Origin of the sequence: Microbulbifer thermotolerans (assembly GCF_900112305.1) — a bacterium.
Lineage (GTDB): Bacteria > Pseudomonadota > Gammaproteobacteria > Pseudomonadales > Cellvibrionaceae > Microbulbifer > Microbulbifer thermotolerans.
This window is the reverse complement of the sequence record NZ_FOKT01000006.1, coordinates 166,996-186,842: the sequence shown is the minus strand read 5'-3', so window position 1 is coordinate 186,842 and position 19,847 is coordinate 166,996. Positions and strand designations below refer to the sequence as shown.

Genomic DNA, 19,847 nt, shown 5'->3' with positions numbered 1-19,847 from the left:
CTTAAAAATGTCGGCTAGCTTACCAGATAGAACCGCCTAGTCGAGCCTGCGCCCAGGGAATATCTCGCAAGCGGCCAGGGCCAATTTAGCCACGCCGGCGCCGCTCAGTGTAGTCGAGCGCAACGCGCTCCCGCCCGAGCAGCTCGCGCAGGGACTGGACCAGTTGATCGCTCGGCTCCACCTGCCACTGCGACGGCAGCCGGTAGGTGCCGCGAGCATCGCTGCGCACCACCTCGAGACTGACGGTGCAGGCGCCGCCGGTATAGGGCTGCAGGCAGGCAGCCAAACGCTTGGCCAGCCCCGGCGTGGCCGCAGCGCTTTCCAGCCGCAGTTGCACCCCGGTGACACTGTCGCGGCGCAATTCATCCAGGCTGGCGACGCTGTTGACGGTCATTTTCAGGCCGCCGCTGTAGTCGTCGTGGGCAACCGGGCCGTCCAACACCAAGAGGGCGTCTTTGGCCAGTTTCTCGCGGCACTCGGAGAAAGTCTCGCTGAATACCGCCGCCTCTATACGCCCGCTGCGGTCGTCGAGGGTGACAATGGCCATAGTGTCGCCGCGTTTGGTTTTCATCACCCGCATGCCCACTACCAGGCCGGCCACCTTCTGGCTGTCCTTGCCCGGTTTCAAATCCGCAATTCGCGCCTTGACCAGCTGCTTGAGCTCATCCTCGTATTCATCGATCGGGTGGCCGGTAAGATAGAGACCGAGGGTATTTTTCTCCCCTTCCAGGCGCTCGCGGATACTCCAGGGTCGGGTGCGGCGGAAATCCGCATAGACATCACCATCGGAAGCGCTGGGGACCACCTCGCCGAACAGATCCATCATCCCGGCGCTGGCGTTGGCGGCCTGTTGCTCAGCGGCCTTTACCGCCTCATCCAGTGCATTAAACATCACTGCACGAGCGTAATTGAGACCGTCCGCACCGTCAGCGCGCGGGCCGATACTGTCCAGCGCCCCAGAGCGCACCAAGGCTTCGAGGGCCCGCTTGTTGACCTTGCGCGGATCGACGCGGGAGCAAAAGTCGAACAGGTCGGTGAAGGGGCCACCCTCCTTGCGCACCTTAATAATGTTCTCAATGGGCCCTTCGCCCAGCCCCTTGATGGCGCCAAGACCGTAAATAATGCGATTGTCCGCATCTACGGAGAACTGGTAGCTGCCCAGATTCACATCCGGCGGCACCAGCTCCAGGCCCATGGCCCGGCATTCCTCGATAAAGGTCACCACCTTGTCGGTCTTATCCATATCCGAAGACATGGTGGCGGCCATAAACTGCGCCGGATAGTGGGCCTTGAGCCAAGCAGTTTGGTAGGACACCAGGGCGTAAGCCGCGGAGTGGGATTTGTTGAAACCGTAACCGGCGAATTTCTCCACCAGGTCGAAGATCTTCATCGCCAACTCGGGGTCCACGCCCTGCTTCTTGGCGCCCTCCTCGAAAATGGCGCGCTGTTTGGCCATCTCCTCCGGCTTTTTCTTACCCATGGCACGGCGCAGAAGGTCCGCACCGCCGAGGGTGTAACCGGCCAGCTCCTGGGCGATCTGCATAACCTGTTCCTGGTAGACGATAACCCCGTAGGTGGGCTCCAGGATGGGCTTGAGCTTCTCGTGCTGGTACTTGGCGTCCGGGTAGGCCACCTGGGCGCGGCCGTGCTTGCGGTTGATAAAGTCGTCCACCATGCCCGACTGCAGCGGGCCCGGACGGAACAGCGCCACCAGGGCGATCATGTCCTCGAGATTATCCGGCTGCAGGCGTTTGATCAGATCCTTCATACCGCGGGATTCCAACTGGAAGACCGCGGTGGTCTCGGCCCGCTTGAGCATCTGGAAGGTCTTTTCGTCGTCCAGCGGCAGGGCGGCGATGTCCAGCGGCGGCAGTCCCTCGCGGGCCCGCTGCTCATCCACCATGCGCTTGGCCCAGTCGATAATGGTCAGGGTGCGCAGGCCGAGGAAGTCAAACTTCACCAGGCCCGCGTCCTCCACGTCGTTCTTATCGAACTGAGTCACCAGGCCCGCGCCCGTCTCATCGCAGTAGAGAGGCGCGAAATCGGTGAGCTTGGTGGGGGCAATCACCACACCACCGGCGTGCTTGCCCACGTTCCTGGCCACGCCCTCCAGCTGCACCGCCATTTCCCAGATTTCCTGCGCCTCGTCGTCTGTCTCGAGGAATTCCCGCAGTACCTCTTCCTGTTCATGGGCCTTCTGCAGGGTCATGCCCACGTCCGGCGGGATCATCTTGGAGAGCTTATCGGCCAGGCCGTAGGATTTGCCCTGTACCCGCGCCACGTCGCGCACCACCGCCTTGGCGGCCATGGTGCCAAAGGTAATGATCTGGCTCACCGCCTGGCGACCATAGTTGTCCGCCACATAGGCGATCACCCGGTCGCGCTTTTCCATACAGAAATCCACGTCGAAGTCCGGCATGGACACCCGTTCCGGGTTGAGGAAGCGTTCGAACAGCAGGTCGTATTGCAGCGGGTCCAGGTCGGTGATTTTAAGTGCATAGGCCACCAGCGAGCCGGCACCGGACCCCCGCCCCGGCCCCACCGGGATATCGTGATCCTTGGCCCACTGGATAAAGTCCATCACGATCAGGAAGTAGCCGGGGAAGCCCATCTGGATGATGATGTCCAGCTCGAAGCGCAAACGCTCCTCGTAGACAGCGCGCCGCTCGGCGTAATCCGGTGCGGACTTGTCGAGGATCTTATCCAGACGCCGCTCCAGTCCTTCAAAGCAAACCTTCTCGAAGAACTGGTTCTCGTTCATCCCCTCGGGGATGGGGTACTCCGGCAGGAAATACTTACCCAGTTGTATCGGCGCTGAACAGCGCTTGGCGATCTCGACAGTGTTTTCCAGGGCTTCGGGAATATCCGCGAACAGCTCCCACATTTCCTCCGGCGTGCGGAAATACTGCTCCGGTGAATAGCGGCGCTCGCGCCTTGGGTCGTCCAGAGTGCGCCCCTCGTGGATGCACACCCGCACCTCGTGGGCCTCGAATTCGCTCTCATCCAGAAAGCGCACGTCATTGGTTGCCACCACCGGCAGTTCCAGCGTCTGCGCCAGGTTTACCGCCGCGTGCAGATATTCCTCATCGCCGGGGCGGCCGGTGCGCTGCAGTTCCAGATAGTAGCGGCCAGGGAAAACCTGCGACCATTCCCGGGCCAGTTCCTCCGCCTGCTGGCGCCGCCCGGCGATCAGGGCGCGGCCCACGTCGCCAAACCTGGCACCGGACAGCATCAGCACACCCTCGCTGTAATCCTTTACCCACTCCCGCTTTACAAAGGCATTGCCGTGGTACTGCCCCTCCATCCAGGCACGGGAAATCAATTCGGTGAGATTGCGATAGCCTGTGCCATTCATCGCATAGAGAGTGATCAGGGTCGGCTTATCCTCGCCGCCCTCGCTGAGCCAGAAGTCAGCGGCGCTTAAAGGCTTGATTCCGGCCCCCAGGCAGGCGCGATAAAACTTGATCTGCGCGAAGAAGTTGGTCTGATCACTGAGCGCCAGAGCGGGCATCTGCAGTTCCGCCGCCCGCGCCACCAGAGGTTTGATTCGTACCAACCCGTCGATCAGGGAATATTCGGAGTGAACTCTTAAATGGACAAAAGGGTTTGTCATTGTGTGTTTGCTTCTCGGCATTAACTCTATAGACGTACCCCTCAGGGACACATCTACATTGCATTCTTCAATCAGCTACCAGATGCGGCCCATCCGGCGCGCGCGCTCGGTACAGCTTCTCAAAACGGCACGGCGCTCCTCATTACTCATCCTCCCCCAGCGGCTGATCTCCGCGCCGGTGCGGAAACAGCCTTCGCAGATATCCTCCGCGTTGAGCGCGCAAACTGAGATACAGGGGGACTTTACCGGCTTTTCAGCCTTGTTCCTGTGATCGGACATCACGTATCGGAAACAGGTATCAGCTGTTCGGCAAAGCGTTTACCGTTAGCTACATAGTGATCGCTGCTGGCCTTGAGCAGCTCGAATGTGGATTCATCCAGACTTCTGACTACCTTGCCGGGACTGCCCAGCACCAGCGAGTAGTCCGGGATTTCGGTATTCTCTGTCACCAGCGCATTGGCGCCAATAATGCAGCACTTGCCGATCCTGGCCCCGTTCAACACCACCGCATTGATACCGACCAGGCTGTAGTCGCCAACGGAGCAACCGTGCAACATCGCCTTGTGGCCGATGGTTACCCCATTACCGATGGTGAGCGGAAGGCCCGGATCTGTGTGCAACACCGCCCCGTCCTGCACATTGCTGTAGGCGCCGATGGTAATCGGGTCGGAATCGCCGCGCACCACGGCGTTGAACCAGACAGAGCTGTGGCCGAGCATCCTCACATTGCCAACCACTTGGGCCCCGGGAGCGACATAGTGCCCCTCACCTTCCAGTTGCGGCTCTTTGTCCCCCAGTTTGTACAGCATTTGACCTCCGCGCCCGGTGAAATCGAGGGGCTATTATCCCGGTCGCAGAGGGCGGTGACCAGAGAATCTCCGTTTGATACGCGCCGGGGAATAAAAGAAATACGTTTTCTGAGAAAAGGCGCGCGGGAATGGGGTGAATATTGCACACAGGCAGGCAGATAAACCCGCAATTACAGCGAGTGCTCCTGCTGTACAAAACGGGCCCCCTCCAGGGCCAACAGGCGCGCTTTGATGTCCAGACCGCCAGCGTAGCCGGTCAGGCTGCCGTCGGCGCCGATCACTCTGTGGCACGGAATCACAATGGCGATAGGGTTGGCGCCGTTGGCCCGCGCCACGGCGCGCACCGATTTCGGATTGCCCATCGCTTCCGCCTGTTGGCGGTAACTGCGGGTTTCGCCATAGGGAATCCGCTGCAGCGCCTCCCAGACCCGACACTGAAAACCCGTACCGCGCGGGCACAACGGTAAATCGAACTCCCGCCGCTTACCGGTGAAATACTCTTCCAGCTGCCCCGCCGCGCTATCGGTCAGCGCCGACGAGCGCCGATCCCAGTGGGACCCGGCGCACACGGGCCGCGCGTCGCTGTGAAATGCCAGCGCCACCACCCCCCGGGTATCCGCGGCGATGGCCACCGCACCGAAGCGAGTGGTGTAGATTTCATAGTTGATCATTTCAATTCTCCCGGTTTCGCCGCTTGCCACCGCGAATCCGCGACACCCGGAGAGAAGCGGGCCGGATGCGCTGCAGTTTTTCCCAATGCTCGGCGCAGTGTAGAGCTAGCCCCCCTTGCAGACCAGTGATTTCCTCACCACCGCTTGCGGTGAGCAAACAGCAGCTCCAGCCCCCGTTTGACAAAAAGGGCAAACGCCGCCTCATGTGTCGAACTGCGGTGCCAATAGATGGACGAGTGCCGGAACCTGGCCTAAACCTGATGCGCGGACCACAAGTCCGCAACGCATTTCCTTCTCCGGAAATAGCACACGGCCAAACAGGGATGTCAGGCTGTGGCTCCGGCGGCCACCTGCCGCATCGGTATACGGTAGCGCCAGCGATAGTTTGCTGGCCCCGGCGGCGCAAGGCACCTGCCCCAGAGCTATCGCCCCTCCCTGTGGCCTACCCCACCATACACAGCGGCACTTGTGCCAAGGAGATTTCGTTCATGTTACGAATACCTATTCTGTTTTTCGCTTTGGCGATGGCAGTCCTAACGGGCTGCGACGCCGACGGCAGTACCGGCCACCCGCCACCATTCGTGGATTCGGATTCAGATACTATCCCCGACTCCGAGGATAACTGCCCAACTGTACCCAACCCCAACCAGAGAGACCTCGATGGCGACGGCCTCGGCGACCTCTGCGACGACGACGATGATGGCGATGGCCAGCCCGATGGCTTCGACAACTGCCAATTCGTCTCCAACCCCGACCAGGAAGACTCCGACGGTGACGGCATCGGCGACGCCTGCGACGACATCGATAACAACGATGACGACGGCGACGGCATTCCCGACGACGACGACAACTGTCCCAACACCCCCAACCCCGGTCAGGAAGATTCGGACGGTGACGGCATCGGCGACGCCTGTGACAACGACGGCGACAACGACGGTGTCAACGACGACGCCGACAACTGCCCCAATACGCCTAATCCGGGCCAGGAAGACCAGGACGGCGACGGCATCGGCGACGCCTGTGACGACGACGTGGACGGCGACGGCGTGGACAACGACAGCGACAACTGTCCGCTCGTGGCCAACAGCGATCAGACAGATACAGACGGTGACGGCATCGGCGACGCTTGTGACAACGACAAGGACGGCGACGGTATCACCGACACAGAAGACAACTGCCCGCTGACACCCAACCCCGGTCAGGAAGACGCCGATAGCGACGGTATCGGCGATGTCTGTGACAGCGACCGGGACGGCGACGGTGTCGACAACGGCGTTGATAACTGTCCGGACACCCCCAATCCCGACCAGATGGATACGGACGGCGACGGACTCGGCAATGCCTGCGACAGTGATGACGACGGCGACGGCATCGACGACGGCGCCGACAACTGCCCGCTGATCGCCAACGCCGATCAGACCGACACCGACGGCGACGGCATCGGTGACGCCTGCGACAGCGACGACGACGGCGACGGTGTGGACGACGGCAGCGACAACTGCCCGCTGGTACCCAACCCCGGCCAGGAAGACACCGACAACGACGGCGTCGGCGACGCTTGTGATTCACTCACCGACTCCGACAACGACGGTATCGGCGACGACGTGGACAACTGTCCGACAGTGCCCAATCCGGGACAGGAAGACCTGGACAGCGACGGCCTCGGCGACGCCTGCGACAACGACGATGACGGCGACGGCGTGGACGACGGTGCGGACAACTGTCCGACAGTCCCGAACGTGGATCAGAGCGACACCGACGGTGACGGACTCGGCGACCTATGCGACAGCGACGACGATGGCGACGGTGTCGACGACGGCGTCGATAACTGCCAGTTCATCGCCAACCCCGATCAGACCGACACCGACGGCGACGGCATCGGTGACGCCTGCGACAGCGACGACGACGGCGACGGCGTCGACGACGGCGCCGACAACTGCCCGCTGATTGCCAACCCCGGTCAGGAAGACCAGGACGGCGACGGCATCGGCGATGCCTGCGACGACGATGTCGATGGCGACGGCGTCAACAACGATGTCGACAACTGCCCGACCACAGCCAACGTCGGCCAGGAAGACCTGGATGGCGACGGCATCGGCGATGCCTGCGACGATGACACCGACGGCGACGGTGTGGACAACGGCGTCGACAACTGCCCGCTGATCGCCAACCCCGGTCAGGAAGACCAGGACGGCGACGGCATCGGCGATGCCTGCGACGATGACGTGGACGGCGACGGCGTGGACAACGACACCGACAACTGTCCGCTGGATGCCAACCCGGCCCAGACCGACACTGACGGCGACGGCCAGGGCGACGCCTGCGACAGCGACGACGACGGAGACGGTGTGGACGACGGCAGCGACAACTGCCCGCTGGATGCCAACCCCGGCCAGGAAGACCAGGATGGCGACGGTATCGGCGACGTCTGCGACGATGACTCCGACACCGACGACGACGGCCTGGACGACGGCAGCGATAACTGTCCGTTGGTTCCCAACGCCGATCAGACCGACACCGACGGCGACGGACTCGGCGATGCCTGCGACAACGACGACGACAACGACGGCGTTGAAGACGGCACCGACAACTGCCCGCTGATCGTCAACCCGAGCCAGACTGACACCGACGGCGACGGAATCGGCGACGCCTGCGACAACGACGACGACGGTGACGGTATCGACGACGGCAGCGACAACTGCCCGCTGGATGCCAACGCGGATCAGCTGGATACCGACGGCGACGGACTCGGCGACGTCTGTGACAGTGACGACGATGCCGACGGCGTGGCCGATGTTGCCGACAACTGCCCGCTCATCGCCAATCCCGGCCAGACCGACACCGATGGCAACGGTATCGGCGACGCCTGTGACAACGACGATGACGGCGACGGTATCGACGACGGCGTCGACAACTGCCCGCTGATCCCCAACCCCGCCCAGGAAGACACTGACGGCGATGGTCTGGGCAACGTCTGTGACAACGACGACGACAACGACGGTGTCGCCGACGGCCTGGACAACTGCCCGCTGGTGGCCAATGCCGATCAGCTGGATACCGACGGCGATGGACTGGGCAACGCCTGTGACACCGACGATGACGGCGACGGCATCGAAGACGGCAGCGACAACTGTCCGCTGAATTCGAATTCGGATCAGACCGACACGGACGGTGACGGCATAGGCAATGCCTGCGACAGCGACGACGACGGCGACGGTGTGGACGACGGCGCCGACAACTGTCCGCTGGTACCCAACGCCGATCAGACCGATACCGACGGCGACGGACTCGGCGATGCCTGCGACAGCGACGACGACAACGACGGTGTCGACGACGGCAGCGACAACTGTCCGTTGACCCCCAACCCGGGACAGGAAGACACTGACAGCGACGGTATCGGCGACGCTTGCGACGCCCTTACTGACTCCGACGGTGACGGCATCGGCGATCTCGTGGACAACTGCCCTGCTACACCCAATCCCGGCCAGGAAGATCTGGACGGCGACGGTATCGGCGATGTCTGCGACAGTGACGATGACGGCGACGGCGTCGACGATGGCACCGACAACTGCCCGCTGATCGCCAACGCCGACCAGACCGACACTGACGGCGACGGACTCGGCGACGCCTGCGACAACGACGACGACAACGACGGCGTTGACGACGGTGCCGATAACTGTCCGCTGGTTTCAAACGTCGATCAAACCGACACCGATGGCGATGGCGCAGGCGACGCTTGTGACAACGACGACGATGGTGACGGTGTCGACGACGGTGCCGACAACTGCCCGCTGATCCCCAACGGCGATCAAACCGACACCGACGGTGACGGTGTGGGTAATGTCTGCGACAGCGACGACGACGGCGACGGTGTAGATGACGGCGTCGACAACTGCCCGCTGGTATCCAACAGCGACCAGACCGATACCGACGGCGACGGACTCGGCGATCTATGTGACGCTGACGACGACGGCGACGGCCTCGACGACGGCGCTGACAACTGCCCGCTGATCCCCAACCCCGGTCAGGAAGACACCGACGGCGATGGTATCGGCGATGCCTGTGACAGCGATGTAGACGGCGACGGTGTCGACAACGGCGTCGACAACTGCCCGCTGACCCCGAATGCCGACCAGGCAGACGTGGACAGCGACGGTATCGGCGATGCCTGTGACGATGACCTGGATGGCGACGGTGTGGACAACGACAGCGACAACTGCCCCATCGACCCCAACCCGGGTCAGGAAGACCAGGACGGCGATGGTATCGGCGATGCCTGTGACAACGATCTGGATGGCGACGGGGTCGACAACAACGTCGACAACTGCCCGAATATCGCCAACGCAGATCAGGCGGATACCGACAGTGACGGCATCGGCGATGTTTGCGATCCGGACTTCGCCAGCTGCGGTAACAACCAGGTGTACGAGCCAATCACCGTGCCCAACGCCACCGTCAGCAGCGGCACCGAGGGCATCTGCCTGCTGTGCACTGTGACCGACGAAGCGGACGTGATTGACAACAACCTGAACAACGCAGCGCGCATCTCGGTTCCGGTCGGTGTGGCAGGCAGCGGTTTTGTCCGCGTCACCGATACCGGCACTACCTATACCGGTACCAACAGCGTCGGCTTTGTGCTGGAAAACCCGGATACTCTGCTGGATCTGACCATACTGCAGAGCATCACTATCTCCACACTGCTGAACGGCACCGTGGTAGACAGTGCATCCGGTGGCAGCCTGCTGGCACTGAACCTGCTGGGCAGCGGCGACCGCAAACTGGTAGTGTTCGAAGCCAATGGCAACTTCAACCAGTTGCAAGTCAATGCGGGAGCACTAGTAGACCTGCTGAATCAGATTGATGTCTACGCAGCCTGTGTTCGCCCAATAACCCCCTGAGGAAAATAACAGTATCACCCGGCCCGCTCACAAAGCGGGCCAACACCTGGCCCCGGCACTTGCCGGGGCTTTTTATTTTTGCAAAGCGCAAAAACCGACAGAGCCAACCGCTCAATCACTTCGTGGAGTTACCGCACTGGCTCCGCGGCTAAACAAATACTCTGGTGAACTCCCTTGGCAGGCTACAAGCGGGGGCTTCAAAAATAAAAAAACCCGGCAGATGCCGGGTTTTTATTGCGGGGCAAATACAAACTTACTGAAGTCCCAAAACTTCCTTGCCCTGAATAAATGTCACATCCACGGGAATATCCGCTTCCGACAAACGATCCAGATCGGCCTGCAGCTCGGCACCGACCACACCTTTGGTTTCCAGCAGTTCTTTCGCTTTCTCGTAGTTGCCGTCGCCCTGAATGGTCAGAATCAGATTGGACAGACTGGTCATGGCTTTCTGCATCTTTTCGAAATCCACGCGATACTGGCCAGTTTCTGAGTCCCGGGTAAAGGCGCCCTGCTCCTTGAAGTAGTTGAAACGCACCATATTCGCCTTGCCGTGGGCACTGGCGGCACCGAAGCGCACGCTGCGGAAGATACTGGCGAGGAAGGTGACGTAATTGTCCATCAGCTCGCCCTCTTCTATTTCTCCCTTGTTGTGCAGCTCGGTCACCATATAGAGGCCGAGGATATCCGCCTTGCCTTCTTCCAGAGAGGATGAGGTTTCTTTCAGCGCCTGACGCACATTGCTGCCGTCGGTGACGGTTTTCTTGATGCCGAGGCCGTGGGCCACTTCGTGGAACATGGTATTGGCGAAGAAAGCCGGGAAGGTGATGTGCTTGCGCTGGTCCTCGGCGATCAACACTTCGCTGATGGGCACCAGTATTTTGTCGAACTTGGCGCGCATAGCGTTCTTCAGCTGCAGACGACGGGTGCCCTTGGCCAGTTGCACTTCCTCGTCGTTGGGCAGGTTGATGGCGATGGTTTTGGAGCCCGCGTTGCTGTGGCCCGCATAGTACAGAACATCGTAGGCATTCAGATCCGAGTCGGTGCCCGGTACTTCGGCCTTGTATTTTTCCTCCACCGGCAGCCCCTTCTGCAGCTCCGGCAGGAAGGCCGCGTACTTGGCCAGCTTCTCGCTCCAGGCCATGTCTTTCAGCAACACGTAGGATTCATAGGCAGTGCGGTAGGCAAACAACTGATCCTCGTAGTTTTCGATTGGGCCGATCACTACGTCGATACGGTTGTTCTTCATATCCATCCAGGCCATATCACTGGGGCGGAAATCATCGCTTACCAGTGCTTTGGCGCGCATCCGCAGGTAATTGCCAAATTCCTTATCCTCGGCCAGCTCAGAAGCCTTTTGCAGAAGATCTGCGGCCTTCTGCAAGTCGTCTTTATATGCCTCGTGATAAGGCACCAGTTTGAGCTTACCGTCTTCATCACGGCGTACCAGAGAGTACAGGCCGTCCTTGCCGGCCTGATCCCAGGCCTCGAATTCGGCCTTGGTCATGTCTTCAGGATAAAAACGTGCACCCAGGGGCTTGGGACCGTAGCCTTCGATAAAGGGTTCGTTGTCGTCCAGGCGATCCCAGGGGCCGTAATTGATTTTGGCAAACTCGCGCGCCCGGGCGTCCTCGATGCCTGACAACAGATCTTCCGGGGAACCGTAAGACTGCAGCCAGAAGAGGCGGTCCATAATCTGGCTGGCCTCGATCAGAAGACCGATCATCTGCCGCTGATCGTCACTCAGATCTGAAAGATCCGCATTCAGAGCCACGGGAGCATAGATATCAAAGCGAGCCTGGCTTTCTTCTGCGGCCTGTTGCTGTGCAACTTCCTGCACTTGCTGTGGGGCCGCTTCGCTCGCGGCATCGGACTGCTGTTTGTCTTTCGGCGAACAACCGCTCACCACAGCGATTGCCAGCAGCGCTGCGGCGATCTGTTTGTACTTAATAGGGGTTGTCATAAGAATTCTGCCTATCGTTTCTTTTGATCCGGCGCCACATTAGTCCGGCGGAGGGCAATTATCAAGGCACTGGGGTAACGGTATATGGCGATCCCGGAATGATACCGCCGACGGCGAGAGGGCGTTTCAGCCCAGGACCCGCATAGGGACGCCATCCCGGTGCCCGATGGGCGCGCCGAGAATTTTGACCAGGAACTCGGTCAGTACGCCAGCAGTGAACCCCCAGATTTCGTAACCGCGGTATTGGTACGCGGGCAGGTAGATATCGCGCTTGTCGATAGTAATGCGATCCGTGCGAATGCGCGGATCGGCGAAGAAGAAAGACAAGGGAACGCGGAAAATCGCATCCAGCTCGCCGGGATTCGGCTTGAGGGGAATATCCGGGGAGATAACGCCCACCCAGGGGGTCACATGCACCTGCCAGCGGGTGGTGCGCGGCCACAGAGGGCCGAGCATCCGCACGCGCTCCGCCGGCAGGCTGATTTCTTCCTCGGCTTCCCGCAGCGCAGTGTATTCCAGGGATGGGTCCGTCTCATCCCAGCGGCCGCCGGGCAGGGATACTTCACCGGAGTGGGTGGAAAGATTCGCGGAGCGCTTAGTCAGTATCACCTGCGGGTCCGGCTCGTCAGTGAGGGCCAGAAGCACCGCTGCGTGCCCGTGCAGGTCCGGCCCACTGGGTACCCGGGCCTGTATATGGTCCCGCAGCTGGAATACTTTTTCTTCGATACTGGCTAGCATGGTAATGGGTCACACTTCTACTACGCACATGGCGCAGCTTCCATCATATCTGTTCCCTGTGACAGGGTAAGTCAATTATTGCTGATTCCCGAAGCCGCTTATTCCACCTGTATCACTCTTTAGGGGTCTGCACGCCTTTGATCTTCTCTCGCAGCCCCTGTACCAGGGCATAGTACACAGGCACCAACAAAGTCGCGAAAATACTCGCCGCAGTCATGCCACCGAAAACAGCCAGTCCCAGGGATACGCGGCTAACGGCACCCGCGCCTGTGGCTAACAACAGAGGCACCACCCCGAGAATAAACGACAGGGCCGTCATCAAAACGGCGCGGAAGCGCAATTTGGTAGCGCTTACCGCGGCTTCGACAATAGGCTTGCCCTTTTCCCGTTCCACAGAGGCAAATTCGGTGATCAGGATGGCGCTCTTAGCTGCCATGCCGATCAGCAACACCAAGCCTATTTGAGTGTAAAGGTTATTTATGGAGTCCGTGACCCACACTGCAAACATCGCGCCAGCTATGGCAATAGGCACACACAGGATCACCGCGAGCGGGATGCTCCAGCTCTCGTACTGCGCCACCAGAAACAGGTAAACGAACACTATCGCCAGTGTAAACAGTATCGGCGCCATATTGCCGGAACTGATTTCCTGCAGACTGGCCCCCGTCCACTCATAGCCGTAACCTTCCGGCAGCTGCGCGGCGAGCGCCTCCATGGTTTTCATCGCCTCGCCACTGGAGCGGCCCGGCGCCGGCGCGCCGTTGATGGTGACGCTATTGTAAAGGTTGTAGCGGGTAATATTCTGCGGAGCCACCATGGGAGCTATATCCGCGACGGATGTCACCGGCACCAGACCGCCGCTGTTGGCGCGCACATAAAAACCCGCCAGGTCCTCTTCCTTATCGCGGAACTGGGCGTCCGCCTGCACCATTACTTTGAACACCTTGCCGTACAAATTGAAATCATTGATGTAGTAACCGCCGAGCAGCGTCTGCAAGGTGGAGTAAACCTCCGGCAGTGGTACGCCGAGCACATGGGCCTTATCTTTATTCAGAATCAGTTGCAGTTGCGGAGTCGTGGCTTGGAAACTGGTAAAGGCCTGGGCGATTTCCGGGCTTTGGTTGGCCTCCCCCAACAAACCGTACATCACTTGTGCCAGTTCACTGGCGCTGCGCCCCTGTAAATCTTCGAGTACAAATTCGAAACCACCCACGGTACCGATACCCGGCAAAGGCGGTATTGCAAAGGTCATGACCTGTGCGCCGGGAATTTCCGCAAACCTTGCCTGCACCCGCTCCATGATTGCAAACTGATGGTCCTCTTTTGCGGTGCGTTCCTCCCAGGGCTTGAGAATCGCGAACATCATGGCGGCATTGGACACCGCACTGCTGGACAACATGTTATAACCGGGAACACCCACCACGTGGGCCATCCCCTTTTCCTCCATCAAAATGTCCGTCACCTTGTCCACCACAGGGCCGGTGCGCTCCAGAGATGCGCCATCCGGCAACTGCACGTGCAGCATGAACGTGCCCTGATCTTCATCTGGAATAAACCCGGTGGGGACATGGGTAAAAAGCCAGTAGCAGAGCAGTAACAGCCCCACGATGGATGCAATGCCCAGCAATGGTATTCCCACCCAAAAACGCACCATGCGCATATAGAAATTGGTCGCGCGGTGCAGAATTCGGTTGAAAAAACCGAAGACGCCTGTTTCCCTGGCGCCAGCCGTCTCACCGCCCCGCTCGGCTTTTAACACACTGGCGCACAATGCCGGGCTCAAGGTCAAAGCGTTAATGGAGGAGATGATGACGGCCATCGAGATAGTGATGGCGAACTGCTGATACATCTTGCCGGTCAGCCCCGGCATCAACATCACCGGCACAAATACGGCGAGCAGCACCAGCGTGGTGGCAATAACCGGACCCGTGACCTCGCGCATGGATTCCAGCGCCGCTTCTCTGGGCGCCAATCCTTCCCCCATTAAACGCTGGGTGTTTTCCACCACCACGATGGCATCGTCCACAACAATGCCGATGGCGAGAATCAGTGCAAACAGCGTGATGGTGTTAATGGTCATGCCCAGCGCCAACATCAGCGCAAAAGTACCGATCAGGGATACCGGTATGGCAATGGCGGGAATCAGTGTGGAACGCCAATCCTGCAAAAAGATAAACACCACCACAATAACGAGGATCAAAGCGATAATCAGGGTCTCGGTCACCTCCTTCATTGATGCCTCAACAAAAAGCGTGGTGTCGTAGAGAATTTCCGCTTTGAGGTCCTCGGGGAAGCGACGGGAGAGCTCCGCTACCTTGGCTTTGATTCCGTCCGCCACCTCAATGGCATTGGCATCGGGCAGTTGATAGATACCGATCACCGCGGCCGGCTTGTTGTCCAGTTGCCCATAAGAGGCATAGGATTCACTGCCCAGTTCCACCCGCGCTACGTCCTTGATTTTCACCATGCCCCCATCCGGTTTGGCGCGGATGGTGATATCGGCAAATTCCTCCGCGCTCACCAGTCGGCCCTGGGCGATGATGTTGTACTGAAATTGCTGCTCTTGCCGGATGGGCGGGGACCCCAGCTGTCCCGCAGCCACCTGGATATTCTGCGCCTCTACGGCACTGATCACGTCGCTGGTGGTAACATCCAGAGATGCCATTCGGTCCGGGTTTAACCAGATACGCATGGCGTAGGTACTGGTGCCGAAAATCGTCACGCTGCTGACACCGGGTACCCGCGCCAGCTCATCTTTTAAATAAACCTCACCGTAATTGTTCAGGAAAAGTTCGTCGAAGGTTTCATTGGGGGAAAAAAGGTTCACCACCAACAGCAAGGTGTTGGACTGTTTCTTCACCGTGACACCATTGCGCTTGACGTCTTCCGGCAGCGACGGCGTCGCCTGCTGAACCCGGTTTTGGACATTGACCTGGGCCATGTCGTCATCTATCCCGGATTCAAAGGTAACTGTCAGGCTGTAGGAGCCGTCGTTGCCGCTGGTGGAGGACATATAGGCCATCCCCTCCACCCCGTTGACCTGAGTTTCAATGGGCACCGCCACGCTGTCGCGCATTACGTCGGCGCTGGCACCGGAGTAAGTGGCGGTGACACTGATGGTCGCTGGCGTAATATCCGGAAACTGCGCCACCGGCAGCAGCGGCATGGACAAGAGCCCCGCCAGGGTAATCAATATCGAGATGACAAAGGCGAACCGCGGCCGCCGGATACAGAAGGCACTGATCATGTAATGGTCGCTTCGCCCTCCGGCAACAGTAGGTTATTTACTGTCATCGAATTCCCCTGTGTCGCGACGACGCTCTCCGTCCGCGTCATCGGACATCCCGTTCTGATCCGGTGACGGCGGCTCGGGCGGCACCGCCTGATCGTAGGGATTGCGCGGTGTGTTCTGCGGTGTAACCGGCTTGTCCGCCACCACCCGCTGCAGGCCGTTGACGATCACTGTCTCCCCGGCCTTGATACCGTCTTCCACCGCCCAGAGCTCACCCTCCCGCTGTCCCAGTTCCAGGTAGCGTTTCAGCGCCACATTGCCCTCACCCAGCACGTAGACATAGCGGCCCTGCATGTCCTCCATCACCGCCGACTGGGGCACCAGCGGCTTGATGGCCTCCTCTCCAGTGAAGACGCGAATCGATACCCGCGCATACTGCCCCTGGACCAACAGTTGTTGCGGATTGGGGAAACGCGCCCGCACGGCGACGGAACCGGTATTCGGATCTATCTGGTTGTCCACAAATACAATGACGCCCCGGTAGGGATAGAAGGTGCCGTCCGGCTGCTCGATTCGTACATCCAGTTGTACCGGGGCCAACCCCTCCTGGCGACGCTGCCCCTCCGCCACCCGCACGGAATAAAGGCGGTCTTCAGGCACTTCGAACAACACATAGATCGGGTCCATCTTGACGATGGTGGCCAGGGGATCAGTGGCGGGTCCCACGAGAGATCCCTCGGTGTAGTCGGTGCGGCCAATGAGTCCGGTCAGCGGCGCATAGATCTCCGTATAGGAAAGGTCGAGCTCCGCCTTGTCCACATTCGCTCGCATGGCTTGCACTTGCGACTGCGCCTCCTCGAATGTGCCGGTAAGCTCATCCATCTGCACCTGGCTGATAGCACCCTGATCGACCAGCTGCAGGCCGCGGCGGTAGTTCCGCTCCGCCACCCGCAACGCCGATTGCGCCTGGGACAAATTGGCGCGCTGGTTTTCCAGCACGGCGATAAAAGGCTTGGGGTCAATCTCAAACAGCAGCTGACCTTTCTGTACCGTATCGCCCTCGGTGAAATGGCGGCTCTGGATATAGCCCTCCACCCGGGGGCGCACTTTGTATTCGTCCGTCGCTTCTACCCGCCCAACATATTCGAAGCGCGGTATCACCGGTTGTTCGCGCACGGTCAACACTTCTACCGGCGGCGGTGGCGGCGCCTGCTCCTCACCTTTTCCGCCACCGCACGACACCAGCGAGACCAGTAAAACGCCAAACAAAAAAAATCGCGCCATGGGACTACAACCATTGCCAACAGCAAAGGAACTCCACTATCAACTATAGGCGGTGGCTAAAAAGCCCACTGGCGGCTTTTGTCCCGGCGGGTATACTGGCTCGATGAAATACTGCAGTCATTGCGGCAGCGATGCCGTTACCTTTTCGATTCCCAAAGGCGACGACCGCCCCCGCCACTTATGTGGCAACTGCGGCGCTATCTACTACATTAACCCCCGAATTATTGTCGGTACCCTGCCCTACCTCGGAGACAAGGTGCTGCTGTGCAGGCGCGCCATAGAACCCCGCCGGGGCCTGTGGACACTGCCGGCAGGATTTATGGAAAACGGCGAGACCAGTGAGGAAGGGGCACTGCGGGAATCCTGGGAAGAGGCGCGCGCCAACATACGTGTAGATGATCTCTACACCATCTATGACATACCGTACATCAACCAGCTTTACCTGATGTACCGCGGCGAATTGACCGACACCAGCTTTGGTCCCGGCCCCGAGTCACTGGAAGTGAAACTGTTTGAAGAAAAGGAAATCCCCTGGGATGAAATTGCCTTCCCCATCATCCAAGAGACGTTGGCGCACTACTTCGCAGACCGCAAAACCGGCAGTTTTCCGCTGCGCCGGGGAGTGATTCACCGCAAGTTGTGATTTTTATTACCCAAAGAAAGTGCCCAGTGTTTGCTGCTCGCACAACAAATCCGCAAGGTATTCACGCTGAGTTGCAAGTATCCGAAAACAGATAGGCGCCAGTAACGGCGCCATCAGAGAGAAGCCATCCTGGGAATTAAGGATTCAACCGCAGCGCTCATCCAAGCGCCACAGGTCAAAGGCCGGCTCCTCGTAGGGGTGGGCCTGGCGCAGGGCCGCCAAGGCTGCGTCCACCAAATCGTCAGCGCACACCATTTCCACCCGGTATTCCGTCACCTGTTCCACCTCCCCGGTCTGGCCAATATAAGGTTGGCTACCGTCCAAGGGACGAAATTGACCACAGCCTTTCACCTGCCAGCAGCAGTGGTCATAGTCACCGATACGTCCCGCACCGGCGGCAAACAGTGCCTGCTTGACCACTTCGAGATGAGACTCGGGGATATATACGCAGAGCTTGTACATGATCAATAAAGAAGGGTCATTAACTTGCGCTGGTATTGGCTTGCCAAGGGATCTCCGGCACCGAGACTTTTGACGATATCCAGATAGGCCTGCTTGGCGGCGCCGTCGGCAAAGTTCATATCCCTGCGCAACACATCCAGCAGAAGATCCAGAGCCTCCTGGTGGCGGTGTGTCTGACTGTACTGTATTGCCAGCTTGTAGGCGGCTTCGCTGTCCTGAGGGTTTTGCGCCAAAGCCTCCTGCAGGGCTTTGATTTCCGGAGACTCGGCAGCCTTCTGCTTCAATTCCAGTTGGGACATCAACTGCTGATAATCGCTATCCTGATCCGCCAGCAATATCTTGCCCAATACCGTCTCCGCTTCCTGAACCCGGTTCAGCTCCAACAGCACCGCCGCCAGCTGCTTGGCGATATCCGCGCGCTCAGAGGATTCTGTATAGGCCTGGCGCAACACCGGCAGTGCTTCCGTCAGCTTGCCCTCTGCCACCAGTTGCTGGCCCTGGGCCAGCTTCAAGTCCCAGGGTTTCGGCAGGTACTTGTCGAGCATCTCGCGGATCTGCTTTTCCGGCTGCGCGCCAGCAAAACCGTCCACCGGCTGCCCCTCCTTGAGCACCAATACTGTGGGGAGACTCCTCACGCCCAATTGCGCTGCGAGCATCTGCTCGCTGTCCGCATTCACCTTTGCCAACAGAAACTGACCCGCGTACTCATTAGCCAGTTTCTCAAGCACTGGCATCAGCTGCTTGCACGGCTCGCACCAATCGGCCCAGAAATCCACCACCACCGGGCGCTTCATGGATTCCTCGATCAGTACCTGCTGGGCGTTTTGCGCCGTTACCTCGACAATAAATTCGTTCACAACCACTCCTGTGTCAGATGGGACTAGCGGTATATGGTATCAGTACCGTATGCCAATTCGAGAGTCTGCCGTTCCGCTTTGCGCAATCCCCGGACCACAAGCCCATAGGACTTGTCCATCATGCGCTCGATTTCGCCATCTGGTACGCTGCCATCGAACAACACCGTGTTCCAGTGCTTCTTGTCCATATGGTAGCCGGGCAGAACGCCAGCAAATATATCGCGCAGCGCCTGAGCTTCATCCGGATCACATTTCAGATTGGAGCGCACCACCCCATCCTTGCCGACGGTCAGGGTGGCAAACATTTTTGCCTTGATTTTGAACACTGCCACTTCGGGGCCAAACGGAAAGTCCTCTACCGCTTCGGGGCGGGAGAGCAAATAATTTCGTGCAGATTGATAATCCACGATCCTCTCCGACCAGTTGTGTGACGGCGGCAGTCAGGGCTTGGCAAACCTTCGACCGCGACTCAAATAGCAATTCACTTGTGCATAGACAACAGAAAAGCGGCTATGTAAAAGCCGCTGTTTAATACATGCGCCGCTACAATTGTTTTTGCACCGCTCCGACAAAGGGTTGGGCATTTCGAAAACACTCGGGACGTCCCTGTATCCGGCGGTTCTGAAATACCAGAGCCGGGGAGAATTACCTAGGGAACCTCTGATTAATTCACTTCCTGA

At 59.4% G+C, this 19,847-nt stretch carries 13 protein-coding genes; 2 read left to right on the top strand and 11 right to left on the bottom strand.

All coding sequences use genetic code 11. The annotated features are described in order from the left end of the window. Positions 1-85: 85 nt before the first annotated feature. The 4 genes from dnaE to BM155_RS11305 form a co-directional block, all read right to left on the bottom strand. Complete coding sequence (gene dnaE, locus BM155_RS11320; protein WP_074903172.1) at positions 86-3,613, bottom strand: DNA polymerase III subunit alpha; 3,528 nt, start codon at positions 3,611-3,613, stop codon at positions 86-88. A gap of 75 nt (positions 3,614-3,688) precedes the next feature. After that, positions 3,689-3,892: a DUF1289 domain-containing protein gene (locus BM155_RS11315; protein WP_067154256.1), complete on the bottom strand. Its 204-nt coding sequence runs from the start codon at positions 3,890-3,892 to the stop codon at positions 3,689-3,691. Then, positions 3,892-4,422, bottom strand: coding sequence for a gamma carbonic anhydrase family protein (locus BM155_RS11310; protein ID WP_074903169.1), 531 nt, complete (start codon positions 4,420-4,422; stop codon positions 3,892-3,894). The genes BM155_RS11315 and BM155_RS11310 overlap by 1 nt, the downstream gene beginning before the upstream one ends. A 170-nt stretch (positions 4,423-4,592) precedes the next feature. Next, positions 4,593-5,093 carry a methylated-DNA--[protein]-cysteine S-methyltransferase gene (locus BM155_RS11305; RefSeq protein ID WP_139223236.1) on the bottom strand — a complete coding sequence of 167 codons (501 nt, stop codon included), beginning with the start codon at positions 5,091-5,093 and terminating at the stop codon, positions 4,593-4,595. 488 nt (positions 5,094-5,581) lie between these two features. Between BM155_RS11305 and BM155_RS17890 the strand changes: the two genes are divergently transcribed. Continuing rightward, on the top strand, positions 5,582-9,991 hold the full coding sequence (locus BM155_RS17890; protein WP_074903339.1) for a thrombospondin type 3 repeat-containing protein: 4,410 nt from the start codon (positions 5,582-5,584) through the stop codon (positions 9,989-9,991). A gap of 253 nt (positions 9,992-10,244) precedes the next feature. Here BM155_RS17890 and BM155_RS11295 read toward each other — a convergent pair whose 3' ends face one another. The 4 genes from BM155_RS11295 to BM155_RS11280 form a co-directional block, all read right to left on the bottom strand. Next, positions 10,245-11,951 (bottom strand): DUF8614 domain-containing protein, encoded by a 1,707-nt coding sequence (locus BM155_RS11295; protein ID WP_067154262.1) that lies wholly within the window; start codon positions 11,949-11,951, stop codon positions 10,245-10,247. A gap of 126 nt (positions 11,952-12,077) precedes the next feature. Beyond that, entirely contained in the window at positions 12,078-12,689 is a 612-nt protein-coding gene (locus tag BM155_RS11290) for an NUDIX hydrolase (protein WP_083421164.1), read from the bottom strand. A gap of 112 nt (positions 12,690-12,801) precedes the next feature. Further along, on the bottom strand, positions 12,802-15,936 hold the full coding sequence (locus BM155_RS11285; protein ID WP_067154266.1) for an efflux RND transporter permease subunit: 3,135 nt from the start codon (positions 15,934-15,936) through the stop codon (positions 12,802-12,804). 33 nt (positions 15,937-15,969) lie between these two features. After that, positions 15,970-17,205, bottom strand: a complete 1,236-nt coding sequence (locus BM155_RS11280) for an efflux RND transporter periplasmic adaptor subunit (protein WP_074903167.1) — start codon at positions 17,203-17,205, stop codon at positions 15,970-15,972. 103 nt (positions 17,206-17,308) lie between these two features. Here BM155_RS11280 and BM155_RS11275 point away from each other — a divergent pair, with 103 nt between their 5' ends. Then, positions 17,309-17,848, top strand: a complete 540-nt coding sequence (locus BM155_RS11275) for an NUDIX hydrolase (protein ID WP_067154271.1) — start codon at positions 17,309-17,311, stop codon at positions 17,846-17,848. Positions 17,849-17,992: 144 nt separating this feature from the next. Here the strand turns inward: BM155_RS11275 and BM155_RS11270 are convergent, their stop codons facing one another. The 3 genes from BM155_RS11270 to BM155_RS11260 are packed head-to-tail and all read right to left on the bottom strand — an operon-like array spanning position 17,993 to position 19,574. Next, on the bottom strand, positions 17,993-18,310 hold the full coding sequence (locus tag BM155_RS11270; protein ID WP_067154273.1) for a YqfO family protein: 318 nt from the start codon (positions 18,308-18,310) through the stop codon (positions 17,993-17,995). Positions 18,311-18,312: 2 nt separating this feature from the next. Then, positions 18,313-19,167 carry a thioredoxin gene (gene trxA / locus BM155_RS11265; protein WP_067154276.1) on the bottom strand — a complete coding sequence of 285 codons (855 nt, stop codon included), beginning with the start codon at positions 19,165-19,167 and terminating at the stop codon, positions 18,313-18,315. 23 nt (positions 19,168-19,190) lie between these two features. After that, positions 19,191-19,574, bottom strand: coding sequence for an MmcQ/YjbR family DNA-binding protein (locus BM155_RS11260; protein ID WP_067154279.1), 384 nt, complete (start codon positions 19,572-19,574; stop codon positions 19,191-19,193). Positions 19,575-19,847 lie beyond the last annotated feature (273 nt).